This is a genomic window from Alicyclobacillus acidiphilus NBRC 100859 (assembly GCF_001544355.1).
In the GTDB taxonomy this organism is placed as follows: domain Bacteria; phylum Bacillota; class Bacilli; order Alicyclobacillales; family Alicyclobacillaceae; genus Alicyclobacillus; species Alicyclobacillus acidiphilus.
Window position 1 is genome coordinate 20,475 of the sequence record NZ_BCQI01000034.1, and the last position, 12,417, is coordinate 32,891.

Sequence of the window (12,417 nt, forward strand, 5' to 3'; positions counted from 1 at the left end):
GGAGTGGATATCGTGAGCGATACGCTGCTGTATGAGGGGAAAGCGAAGAAGGTGTTTGCCACGGCGGATCCCGGCGTCGTGCGGGTTGCCTACAAAGACGACGCAACGGCGTTCAACGGCTTGAAAAGGGGGCAGATCCAAGGGAAAGGCGCCATCAACAACCAGATGAGCAACCTCCTGTTTGCCTATCTGCAGGAACACGGCGTTCCCACGCACTTCATCGAACAGGTGTCGGAACGCGAGACGCTCGTTCGTAAGGTGCGGATCATTCCGGTCGAAGTCGTCGTGCGCAATCTGGCCGCAGGGAGCTTTTCCAAACGGCTCGGCGTCGCGGAGGGCACGGATTTGCCGCAGGCGCTCGTCGAATTTTACTACAAGAACGACGAATTGGGCGATCCGCTGATCACGGATGATCACGCCGTCATTCTCGGCCTGGCCGAACGCGAGGAACTGGAGCAGCTTCGCTCTTTGGCGCTGCGCATCGATCACCTGCTCGTCAGCAAATTCTCCGACTGCGGTCTGCTGCTGGTCGACTTCAAAGTGGAGTTCGGCCGCACGCCGGACGGCGAGATCGTGCTGGCAGACGAAATTTCCCCGGACACGTGCCGGTTGTGGGATAGCGAGACGAGAAAGAAACTCGACAAGGACCGCTTTCGCCAGGACTTGGGAGATGTCGAAGACGCGTACCAAGAGGTGTTCGCGCGCGTCAAGCTGGCCTGCGCGCAGTTGCCGAGGGAGGGACGATCCGTTTGAAGACGTACGATGTGGAAGTTCGTGTTTGGTTGAAACCATCCGTGTTTGATCCGCAGGGCCACGCTGTCGAACAAGCTTTGCATACGCTTGGCTTCGAGGGTACAAGCGAGGTTCGCGTCGGCAAATACATGCATTTGAGCATCGGGGCCGCGGACGAATCCGCCGCTCGCAAGGCCGTCGAGGAGATGTGCGAGCGCGTCCTTTCGAACCCTGTCATGGAGACGTACGCGTACGAGCTGAAGGAGACGGTTCGATGAAGTGGGCTGTGGTTGTGTTTCCGGGATCGAACTGCGATCACGACGCCGCTCAAGCCGTCCGCGACGTCACAGGCGACATGGTGGATCTGGTGTGGCACGATGTGACTGATCTCGCGGCCTACGACGCCATCATTCTGCCTGGCGGATTCTCCTACGGCGATTATCTGCGCAGCGGCGCGATCGCTCGTTTTTCGCCGGCGGTGGACGCCGTCGCCAAGGAAGCCGCCGCAGGCAAACTTGTTCTCGGCATTTGCAACGGATTTCAAGTGCTCACCGAGTCGCACCTGTTGCCTGGGGCATTACTCCGCAACGATCACCTGCAGTTTCGCTGCGAAACGGTCGAATTGATCGTCGAAAACCACACCAGTCCGTTTACCTGCGCCTACCGTCCTGGCGAGCGCATTCGCATTCCCATCGCGCACGGCGAAGGCCGCTACTACGCGGACGAGACGCTGCGGCAACGGTTGGCTGCGGATGGGCGCATCGCCTTTCGGTACGCGGACAACCCCAACGGATCGGTCGACGCCATTGCCGGCGTCCTCAATGACAGGGGCAACGTGCTTGGATTGATGCCGCATCCCGAGCGGGCTGTCGCGGCGTGGATGACGTCGCAGGACGGCAGGCTGTTGTTTGAGTCGATGCACCGTTTTGTCGAGGAGGGATCGTATGCGCGAGCCAACGCCTGAGCAAATCCGCGACGAACAGATCTATCGTTCGCTCGGTCTGACCGACAGCGAGTACGCGTTGGTCGTCGAAAAACTCGGTCGACACCCGAACTACGTCGAAGCGGGCATCTTTGGCGTCCTCTGGTCGGAACACTGTTCGTACAAGAGTTCGAAAGCGCACCTTCGCCGTTTTCCGACGAACGGTCGGCAGGTCTTGCAGGGCCCTGGCGAAAATGCGGGCGTTGTCGACATCGGCGATGGGATGGCTGTCGCGTTCAAGATGGAGAGCCACAACCACCCGTCCGCCGTCGAACCGTACCAAGGCGCCGCCACTGGCGTCGGCGGCATTCTTCGCGACATCTTCACCATGGGCGCCCGCCCTGTCGCGTTTCTGGATTCATTGCGCTTCGGTCCTCTCGACGACGTCCGGACGCGGTATTTGTTTGAGCAGGTGGTTGCCGGCATTGGCGGCTACGGCAACTGCGTCGGCATTCCGACCGTCGGCGGCGAGGTCCAATTCAGTCCCACCTATCGCGGCAATCCATTGGTCAATGCGATGTGCGTCGGCATTCTGCCGGCGGACGGCATGATGCGCGGCACTGCCACCGGCGTCGGCAATCCCGTCTTTGTCGTCGGCGCGAGAACGGGTCGTGACGGCATTCACGGCGCCACCTTCGCGTCGGCGGAGGACCCTGAGGAGAAGGAGCGATCCGCCGTACAGGTTGGCGATCCGTTCCTCGGCAAGCTGCTCATGGAAGCGTGTCTGGAACTGATTGCCTCAGGGGCTGTCGTCGGTATTCAAGACATGGGCGCTGCCGGTTTGACATCTTCTTCTGCAGAGATGGCGAGTCGCGCGGGCGGGGGCATTGAGATGGTGCTGGATCATGTCCCGGTTCGCGAAGACGGCATGACGCCGTACGAAATGATGTTGTCTGAGTCGCAGGAACGGATGCTGGTCGTCCTGGAGCGCGGGCGCGAGGACATCGCGTTTGAGATCTTCCGGCGTTACGGGCTCGAAGTGGCGGACGTCGGCCGCGTGACGGACGATGGCCGCTTGCGACTCTGCTGGCACGGCGAAGTGGTCGCGGATATTCCGGTGACCGCGCTGGTTGACGAGGCGCCAGTCTACGAACGGCCGATAGCGCCGTGGGCGGGGCCGCAGTTGGAAGACATTCCAACCACCCTCTCCATTCGCGACGCGTGGCTGCAATTGCTCGCGCATCCGAGTGTTGCGGACAAGCGTTGGGTGTACCGTCAGTACGACACGATGGTGCGCGCGGCCACCGTGGAAGGGCCAGGCGCAGACGCGGCATTGGTGAAAGTGCCCGGCTTGGACAAAGCCATCGCGATGGCGACGGACGGCAATTCCCGCTACGTCGCGTTGAATCCCAAACGGGGCGGCCAAATCGCAGTCGCGGAGGCGGTGCGCAATTTGGCGACTGTGGGCGCGAAGCCGCTCGCCATCACGAACTGCTTGAACTTCGGGAATCCCGAGAAGCCGGACGTGATGCGGCAACTGAGCGATGCCATCGACGGCATGGCGGAAGCGTGTCTGGCTCTGGACACGCCGGTCGTCAGCGGCAATGTTTCCTTATATAACGAATCGCGCGGTGTCGATATTCAACCGACGCCGGTCGTCGGCGCCATTGGCGTCCTCGAAGGCATCCAGCGGCGAATCCCATCGACCCCGCCCAAGGCGCTCATCGAGGAACATTGGAGCGATTGGGCGTTGTGGATCCTGGGCCGCGAGGACGATTGCCTGGATGGCACCTTGTACGGTGAACTCGCCGTCGGAAGGCCCGTTGGCGATGCGCCATACGTCAACTTGGCCGAAGAGCGCAGAGTACACGACTTGCTGCAGACCTTGTCGGCGAAATCGATGGTTGTCGCCGCGCACGATGTCAGCGAGGGCGGCCTTGCCGTGACGGTGGCCGAGATGCTGATGGGTGTCGACGCGGGCGGCGAGATCGAATGCGCGGACGGGTTCAATCTGCACGGCTGGCTGTTTTCCGAGGCGCAGGGGCGCGTCGTCGTCGTCGTGGATCGCGCGCGGGCCGAGGCTTTGGGCGCCATCGCGGAAGCTGCAGGTGTGCCGGCTCGGCCACTCGGCAGTCTGGCCGAGCACAAGCAGATCGTGGTCAAGCTGGCGGGGCAGTCTGTTATGACACTTGGTATCGCGGAACTTCGCCAAGCGTACGAGGAAGCCATTCCTGCGGCGATGGCGGCGCATATCCAAGGCGTTGCGGAAGCGGGAGACTGAACGGTTGTCCGAATTGAGCGGTTGTCGATATCGAAGTGATTGGCCGGAGGCCCGGCCGCAGAGATAGGTGCGTAGCCTCGCGCTGCGCATCAAAAGGAGTGAGACGGCGTGGGTGAGTTGCGTGAACACCATGACACATTCGATCTCGACGCGGATAGACCACACGAGGAATGCGGCGTCTTTGGCATCTATGGCCATCAACAAGCAGCTGCGCTCACGTACTATGGATTGGTCGCCCTGCAGCATCGGGGGCAGGAAGCGGCGGGCATCGCGTCGATCGACGGCGATCACATGTACAGCCACAAAGGACTCGGCTTGTTGACGGACGTCTTTCGGGACGGACAGCTGGAGCAGTTGCATGGGTACGGCGCCATTGGCCACGTTCGCTATTCGACGGCTGGAGCAAACACCATCCAGAACGCGCAACCGATCACGCTGAGCACATACGCCCGCAATTTCGCGATTGCGCACAACGGGAATTTGGTCAATGCCAAATGGCTGCGCATCCAACTGGAGCAAGACGGCTCGCTGTTTCAGACCACGGCGGATACCGAAGTCATCGCGCACCTTGTCGCCAAAGCTGGCGGCGGCAATCTGGCCGACGCGGTCGCGCAGGCCGCGAAGCGCATCGAGGGCGGGTTCGCGTTTCTGCTCCTCGGCGACGACGAGTTGATTGCCCTTCGCGATCCGCTGGGCCTGCGCCCGATGGTCCTGGGCAAGCTCGGCGACGCGTACGTCGTGGCTTCCGAATCGTGCGCGCTCGAGACAGTCGGCGCAACCTTGCTGCGCGATGTCGAGCCTGGAGAATTGATCCGCGTGACGAAAGCGGGACTTATGTCGAGCCGTTTCGCCGAGCGTCGGCAGCGGCGCATGTGCACGTTTGAGCACGTGTACTTCGCACGTCCGGACAGCGACGTCGACGGCTGGAACGTGCACAGCGTGCGCAAGGGGCTGGGCAAGATGCTCGCCGAGAAATACCCCGTGGACGCGGACATCGTGATCGGCGTGCCTGATTCGAGCGTGTCTGCGGCAGCCGGGTACGCCGAAGCCAGCCGTCTCCCGTTGGAGATGGGACTGGTCAAGAACAAATACATCGCCCGCACCTTCATTCAACCTTCCCAAGATCTGCGGGACACTGGCGTTCGGCTCAAGCTCAACGCGGTGCGCTCCATCTGCGAGGGAAAGCGCGTCGTGTTGATCGACGATTCCATTGTCAGAGGAACCACCTCCCGCCGCATCGTCCGTCTCCTGCGCGACGCCGGCGCCACCGAGGTTCACGTGCGCATTTCGAGTCCGCCGTACGTCAGCCCATGTCACTATGGAATTGATACCGCGACGGCGGACGAGTTGATCGCGGCGCAGATGACGGTCGAGGAGATCCGCGACACCATCGAGGCGGACAGCCTGGCGTTTTTGACGGTCGACGAACTGATGGAAGGCTTCGGGTTTCCCGCAGAGACGCCGGTACCGTTCTGCAACGCGTGTTTTACCCGCAGCTATCCGACGGAGTTGGTGGACCAGGACATGAAGCAAGGAAAATCAAACCATCTAGTGCATGCGGGGAGTTGACGTGGATGGACGCATATAAGCAGGCTGGCGTCGATATCGAAGCGGGGAATCAGGCGGCCCTGCGCTACAAGGCGTTGGCGAAGCGCACCGGGCGGCCGGAAGTGCTCGGTCAAATCGGCGGTTTTGCGAGCGGATTTGCGCTGGATCTCGCCAAGTATCCGAACCCTGTCCTCGTCTCTGGAACAGATGGCGTCGGCACCAAACTGAAAATCGCGTTCGCCGCAGGGCGGCACGACACCATCGGGATCGACTGCGTCGCCATGTGCGTCAACGACATTCTGACCGTCGGGGCGGAGCCCTTGTACTTTCTCGATTATCTCGCGACTGGACACCTGGAGGTCGACGTTGCGGAAGCGGTCGTCGCCGGCATTGCCGCGGGCTGTTTGGAAGCCGGCGCCGCCTTGGTTGGCGGCGAAACCGCCGAAATGCCAGGGATGTACGCGGCAGGCGAATACGATGTCGCCGGCTTCGCGGTCGGGGTCGTGAATCGCGACCAGATGATCACGGGCGACGAGACACAGGCTGGCGATGTCGTGCTGGGGCTGGCCTCGAGCGGCATCCACTCCAACGGCTATTCGCTGGTCCGCAAGCTGGTGGACGACGCTGGACTTCGCCTGGATCAAACGTTTCCCGGCGAATCAGCGACCGTGGCCGACGTGCTCCTTCGGCCGACGCGGATCTATGTGAAGCCGATTCAATCTTTGCTCGCTCTTCGGTTACCTGTGCGGGCAATGGCTCACATTACAGGTGGCGGGATCGTCGAGAACGTGCCGCGCGTACTGCCGGAAGGGCTGGGATTGGAGCTTGCGCGAAGCGCCTGGGAGCTTCCCAACGTGTTCCAATGGCTGCTGCGGCAGAGCGGCATGGCCTTCGAAGAGGCGGCCCGCGTCTGGAACCTAGGCGTCGGGTTCGTCATCATCACCACCGAAGCGGCTGCGAACGACGTCGCGGAGCATCTCGCGGCCTCTGGCGAGACCGTGTACCGTCTGGGCAGGGTCCGGCAGGGGACGTCCGGTGTGCGCTGGGTCTGACGCGGCGGGATCGACACATGAGACAAACATCTCGAGGAGTGGATGACGTGGCAAAATTGGCTTTGGTCAGCGTCTTTGACAAGACGGGGATTGTTCCATTTTGTGAAGGATTGAAACGGCTCGGTTACGACATTCTCTCGACCGGCAACACCGCGAAGCATCTCGCGGAACACGGGATTGAGGTCGCGACCGTCGACGCGCACACCGGTTTTCCAGAGATCCTGGACGGTCGGGTCAAGACGCTGCATCCGAAGATTCACGGAGGATTGCTGGCGCGCCGCGACAACCCAGAGCATCTTCAGGCTCTGGAGGCCAACGGGATCGATCTCATCGATCTCGTCGTCGTCAACCTGTATCCGTTTCAGTCGACGATTGCGCGCCCGGATGTGACGGATGAGGCGGCGATTGAGATGATCGACATCGGTGGACCGTCCATGCTGCGCAGTGCCGCCAAGAATCACGCGTTCTGTCTGCCTGTGATGGATCCGGCGGATTACGATCGCGTCCTTCAAGCCTTGGAACAAGGCGACCTGTCCGCCGAATTCCGACGCGAATTGGCCGTCAAAGTCTTTGCCGCAACCGCCCGATATGACGCCTTGGTGGCCGACTATTTGGCCGGCCGCGTCCAATCCACTGCGGAAGAACTCTCCGAGGCTGGCACGTTCCAAGGTCAGGCGGACGCGTCTGCATCCGTCGATTGGCCTGGTTTGTTACATATTACAGGAATCTCCAAAATGAAGCTGCGGTACGGCGAAAATCCGCATCAGGCCGCCCATTTCTACATGGAGCCGGGCGCGTCCGACGCAACGATTGCGCGCGCTGTCCAGTGGCAGGGCAAGGAGCTGTCGTACAACAACATCCAAGACGCCGACGCAGCCTTGAACATCCTGCGGGCGTTCGACGATTTCGGGGAACCTGTCGCGGTTGCGGTCAAGCATATGAATCCATGCGGCATCGGCCGCGGGGAAACCATCGATGAGGCGTTTGCGCGGGCGAACGAAGCGGATCCCGTCTCCATCTTTGGCGGCATCGTCGCGCTGAATCGTCCAGTCGGGGAGGCATTGGCGGAACGTCTGGCCAAGCTGTTTTTGGAGATCGTCATTGCGCCAGCGTTTTCGGAGGAAGCGCAGCGTGTGTTTCACAAGAAGAAAAACCTGCGGCTGCTGACGGTCGACATGGCGCAGCCGTTGTGGCAGCCCAACGCGACGACGTGGAAGCGCGTGTCCGGCGGCTTTTTGGTGCAATCTGTCGACGTTGCGGGAGGCGAGTCGACAAACGAGTGGCAGGTGGTCACGAAGCGGGCACCTTCGCCAGAAGAGCACGAGGCGCTCCGCTTTGCGTGGCGAACCGTCCAATTCGTGAAATCGAACGCCATCGTGTTGGCCTCCGCCACCATGACACTCGGCATCGGCGCCGGGCAAATGAATCGCGTCGGCGCGGCGAAAATCGCCATCGAGCAGGCTGGCCGCCGGGCCAAAGGCAGCGCCATGGGATCGGACGCGTTCTTCCCGATGCGCGACACGGTCGATCTCGCCGCAAAAGCCGGCATCACCGCAATCGCGCAACCTGGCGGATCGATCCGCGACGAAGAGAGCATCCAGGCTGCCGACGAAGCCGGGATCGCGATGGTCTTCACGGGGAGACGCCACTTCTTGCACTGAACCATAGGTGGATTGGGAGGATTTCGATGGCACTGGAAACACGGCATCCGCGCGTCGCGGTGATTGGCCAAGGCGCCCGCGAGCACGCCTTGGTTTGGAAACTGGCGCAAAGCCCGCTTGAACCTGAACTCTACGCGGTTCCAGGCAATCCAGGCATGTGGCAGCTCGCCAAGCGGGTGGACATCGCTTCCTCGGATATGGAGAGGATCGTCGTGTGGGCGCGGGAGGCCGGGATCGATCTCGTCGTCGTCGGCCCCGAAGGCCCTCTGGCGGACGGCCTCGTCGACGCCTTGACGGACGCAGGCATCCCGGCGTTTGGCCCATCCCGAGAAGCTGCCCAACTGGAAGCGTCGAAGGCGTTCTCCAAAGCGCTCATGCGCGACGCGAACGTTCCGACCGCTCGTTTCGGCGTGTTCACCGAGGTGGACAAAGCCCTCGGTTTCATGCGCACGCTCGGCATTCCGGTCGTGGTCAAAGCCGACGGCCTCGCTGCCGGCAAGGGCGTGGTCGTGGCGCAGTCCTGGGCAGATGCGGAGGCAGCGGTGCGGGACATGCTGGAGGGAAACCGCTTTGGCCTTTCCGGGAGCCGCGTCGTGATTGAAGAATATTTGAGCGGAATGGAAGTTTCGTGCATGTACTTCGTGGACGCGTCGGCAGTCGTTCCGATGCTGCCAGCCCGCGATTTCAAGCGTGCGTACGATGGGGACGAAGGACCGAACACTGGAGGCATGGGCGCGTTTGCGCCGGTGCCGAGCGTGACGGACGCCGTGATCGATCGCGTGACAAAGACCATCGTCCAGCCTGTGGTGAAGGCCTTGCGGGACCGGGGCATCACGTATCGAGGCGTGTTGTACGCGGGGCTGATGATCACGGACGACGGTCCCAAAGTGATCGAGTTCAACGCGCGTTTCGGCGATCCGGAGACAGAGGTCGTACTCCCGCTGCTCGCCACGGATCTGCTGCAAATCGCCTGGGCCGTCGCGCATGACGAGTTGTCGACGCTGGCCATTGAATGGCGATCCGACGCCGCCGTCTGCGTGGTCGTAGCAGGGGGCGATTATCCGGCGGGATCCGACCACGGCACGCCCATCGCGTTGCCTACAGAGGCCGCGGCCGGGCATGTGGCGGGCCGGGACGGCGAAGTGGTGTTCCACGCAGGCACCGCGCTTCGCGACGACGGCCAGTTGGTGACGGCGGGCGGACGAGTGCTGACGATCAGCGCGATCGCGACCGACATTCCCGCCGCCATCGCCGCAGCCTACTCGGCAGCGGAGACGGTCCAATTCGAGCGCATGCACTACCGCCGCGACATCGCGCACAACTGGCGAGTGTAGACCGAGGCGGACGCGGTGAGGGCTGGCTCTTGCGTTTGCGCCTCACCGCTTTAACGTGCTCCTGTGGTCTTTCAAATTCGATTTGGGTATCATACTTCCTGGCGCTCTGGCAGAGCTGCCAAGAGGAGGATACCCCGTGGCCATTTACATTTTGCTCATGCTCATCGCATCCAGCGCGTATGGACTGGTTTCACCGATCCTTCGCGATGCCTATCAAGCGGGCCTCGACGTCAATACAGCGACCGACGTGCAGTATGTGTTAGCCGTCGTCGTGCTCTGGATTGTCGTCTTGTTCCGCCGTCGCGGCAAGCCTGTCCAAGGTGCGCAATGGCTGCTCATTCTCGGCGTGGGTCTGGCCAACGCCGTGTTTTGCTACGCATACTACCAAGCGCTGACCGTGTTGCCGGCCTCCATCGGCATCGTCTTCATGTTCCAGTTCGTTTGGATGACCATGGTCATCGATATTATCGTGAAACGCCGGCTTCCCGAGTGGCCGAAGTGGATAGGGCTGATTCTGATTCTCGCGGGCACCGTGCTGTCCGTCGGGATCGAACCTGGCGCTTGGCACGCCATACCGTGGTGGGCGGCTGGCCTAGGCTTGCTCGCGGCCTTGTCCTACGCATGTACGCTCTATCTGTCCGGTTACTACGATCCCGACGTGTCCTCGGAACTCCGATCCGCCCTCGTCATGACGGTCGCGACCGTTTTCATCTTTTTTGTCTTCCCACCGTCCGACATGATGCGCAGTTTCGTCGCCCATCCCGCCCGAACCGTCTACTGGGGCGGCTGGATTGCCTTGCTCAGCCAGGTTCTACCTACGCTACTCGTCCTGGCTGCTATCCCGCATATCGGCGGGCGGATGGCTGGCGTTCTCGGCACCCTCGAGCTCCCGGTCGCCGTCTTCGGCGCCTGGCTGATGAATGGCGATCACGTCACTTGGTCCCGCTGGATCGGCGTCGTATTGATTCTTTGTGGGATCGTCATCAGCGAGGCCATAAGGTCTCGTCGCCAGGCATTCCGCACGTCCAACGACGCGCGCAAGCCACCCTCTTATGCGTCTGGATCGCGTTCGAAATGAAGCGACTGGCGCGAGGGGGCGGTGGATCCCTTAACGGCTAACGGCAGTGAAGGACGCGGGCGCACCAGGTACGATCAGGTACGATCTGGGACAAAAGGTCCGTTCGAGGCAGTGGACGTGTAGGTGGAACAAACCGGATTTGTAGGGATTTTGGGGATGACGTTCGGTTACAGTTAGGGTTGAATTGTATTCAGTGATCAAATGAATTTGTACTTTCAAACCTGATACCTTGTGCCGCGATCGGGCAGAAATACGCAGTAGCAATCATATTCAACAATTTAGCAGTTTGACAACCGTGATTGTGGTGCCGAGGAGAAGTGGCAGTAGTGCTATGGCTGAACGAAAACGACATTTCGAAATGCTTGAATGAGAAGAGCTTAATTTGCTCTGTAAAGCGTGGTTTTCAGGTACTTGATCCTGGTTCGATAGAACCCAAACGAATTAAAGTGGACTTAGGATTGATACATGATGCTCCAAAAGATGCCCAAGCAATGATTTTGGTTCCGGGGGCAGTGCCAGGAATCCCTGCTTATACAGTTAAAGTACATGCTAAGTATCCAAACAACCCATCCTTTGGGCTTCCCGCAATCCAAGGAGTCATTCAGCTTTTTGATTCAAAGACGGGTAAACTGTTAGCTCTCCTCGACTCTCCGGTGGTTACGGCTCACAGAACAGCGGCGGCTGGAGCTGTCGCTGTGGATGTTTTAGCAAAGGACAACGCTACTACTGTTGCGATGATTGGGGCGGGGGTTCAAGGCGAAGTTCATTTTAGATATCTACAACATATACGGAACGTCAATATGGTTAACGTGTATGACCTAAAAGAATCTACAGCAATCGGATACGCTCAACGAAGAAGACAAGAAGGAATCACATGCAATGTTTGCTCGTCGGTGGAAGAAGCAGTCAGAGACGTTGACATCATCATTTGTGCTACGTGGGCGAAAGAACCACTCATATTTTTAGATATGGTGAAACCTGGGGTACACATTACTACGTTAGGTCCCGATACGGCTGGAAAAGTTGAAGTAGCTGAAGATGTGATTTTGAACAGCACGTTTGTATGTGACCATCAACAGATGGCATTTACGATGGGAGCTCTTAGCACCTTTCATCCGGATGTACACTGTCAGCGTGTATCTACTTTGACGGAAGTGTTAAATGGCAGGGCAAAAGGACGAGAGAGCAACGTTGACCTTACTGTGTTCGGAGCAGTCGGATTGCCGTTTCAAGACTTGATCGCCGCTTGGGATATCTATAATACTGCAACTTCACTTGGAATCGGTCAGCGGTTACCTGATTGAGTTTGATTCAGAACCTGAAGTTCTGGCGTTAGCGGGCGCATTAGCAACGCAAGGATATTTTCGAAACGGTACATTGAACGGATAACTCAGTAGACAAGAACTTGAAGTATGCAACATGATTTCGCACGATCACGCCCCACCTCGTGAGCCAAGGGCCAAAACTTCCCCTAGCCGGTGCGGTTTCGGGGGCGGGCTCTCCAACGATGCGCCGTGTTGAATACCTGTTCATGAATATTGGATAGATATTGGTCGGATACTATTGCTCACACTTGGTCTGCAGACACTTCATGACGCAGGTGCGTTTCAACACACGTAAAAATCTCGCTGAAGAGGTGTTGACATCGAATTTGAGCGGTGATATAGTACTCGTTGCCGCTGTTCCGGCGGCCGCCCAATATACCCCGTCATCTCGGGCTTCATCATCTCCTTTCACCCGATCATCTCGCGTGAACATCCGATGAAAAAAGTACCAGGTGACAACACATTATCGTCTGTGGTATATTGG

General features: G+C 59.8%; 10 protein-coding genes. All 10 read left to right on the top strand.

Translation table 11 applies throughout. The features are described from left to right. Positions 1-3: 3 nt before the first annotated feature. The 10 genes from purC (at position 4) to AAC01S_RS12205 (ending at position 11,912) form a co-directional block, all read left to right on the top strand. Positions 4-753, top strand: a complete 750-nt coding sequence (gene purC / locus AAC01S_RS12160; RefSeq protein WP_067622627.1) for a phosphoribosylaminoimidazolesuccinocarboxamide synthase — start codon at positions 4-6, stop codon at positions 751-753. Then, positions 750-1,010 (top strand): phosphoribosylformylglycinamidine synthase subunit PurS, encoded by a 261-nt coding sequence (gene purS, locus AAC01S_RS12165; protein WP_067622630.1) that lies wholly within the window; start codon positions 750-752, stop codon positions 1,008-1,010. Before purC ends, purS begins: the two co-directional genes overlap by 4 nt. After that, entirely contained in the window at positions 1,007-1,696 is a 690-nt protein-coding gene (gene purQ / locus AAC01S_RS12170) for a phosphoribosylformylglycinamidine synthase subunit PurQ (RefSeq protein WP_067622633.1), read from the top strand. Before purS ends, purQ begins: the two co-directional genes overlap by 4 nt. Beyond that, positions 1,677-3,935 carry a phosphoribosylformylglycinamidine synthase subunit PurL gene (gene purL / locus AAC01S_RS12175; RefSeq protein ID WP_067622635.1) on the top strand — a complete coding sequence of 753 codons (2,259 nt, stop codon included), beginning with the start codon at positions 1,677-1,679 and terminating at the stop codon, positions 3,933-3,935. The genes purQ and purL overlap by 20 nt, the downstream gene beginning before the upstream one ends. Before the next feature lie 117 nt (positions 3,936-4,052). Beyond that, complete coding sequence (purF, locus tag AAC01S_RS12180) at positions 4,053-5,504, top strand: amidophosphoribosyltransferase (RefSeq protein WP_067622653.1); 1,452 nt, start codon at positions 4,053-4,055, stop codon at positions 5,502-5,504. Positions 5,505-5,509: 5 nt separating this feature from the next. After that, the gene (gene purM, locus AAC01S_RS12185) at positions 5,510-6,535 is read left to right on the top strand and encodes a phosphoribosylformylglycinamidine cyclo-ligase (RefSeq protein ID WP_067622638.1); all 1,026 of its coding nucleotides are present in this window, start codon (positions 5,510-5,512) and stop codon (positions 6,533-6,535) included. Between the two features lie 17 nt (positions 6,536-6,552). Continuing rightward, positions 6,553-8,196, top strand: coding sequence for a bifunctional phosphoribosylaminoimidazolecarboxamide formyltransferase/IMP cyclohydrolase (gene purH, locus AAC01S_RS12190; RefSeq protein ID WP_067622640.1), 1,644 nt, complete (start codon positions 6,553-6,555; stop codon positions 8,194-8,196). A 26-nt stretch (positions 8,197-8,222) separates the two neighbouring features. After that, positions 8,223-9,530, top strand: coding sequence for a phosphoribosylamine--glycine ligase (purD, locus tag AAC01S_RS12195; RefSeq protein ID WP_067622644.1), 1,308 nt, complete (start codon positions 8,223-8,225; stop codon positions 9,528-9,530). A 136-nt stretch (positions 9,531-9,666) separates the two neighbouring features. Next, positions 9,667-10,608, top strand: coding sequence for an EamA family transporter (locus AAC01S_RS12200; RefSeq protein ID WP_067622647.1), 942 nt, complete (start codon positions 9,667-9,669; stop codon positions 10,606-10,608). A gap of 317 nt (positions 10,609-10,925) precedes the next feature. Next, the gene (locus AAC01S_RS12205) at positions 10,926-11,912 is read left to right on the top strand and encodes an ornithine cyclodeaminase family protein (protein ID WP_067622650.1); all 987 of its coding nucleotides are present in this window, start codon (positions 10,926-10,928) and stop codon (positions 11,910-11,912) included. Positions 11,913-12,417: the final 505 nt, after the last annotated feature.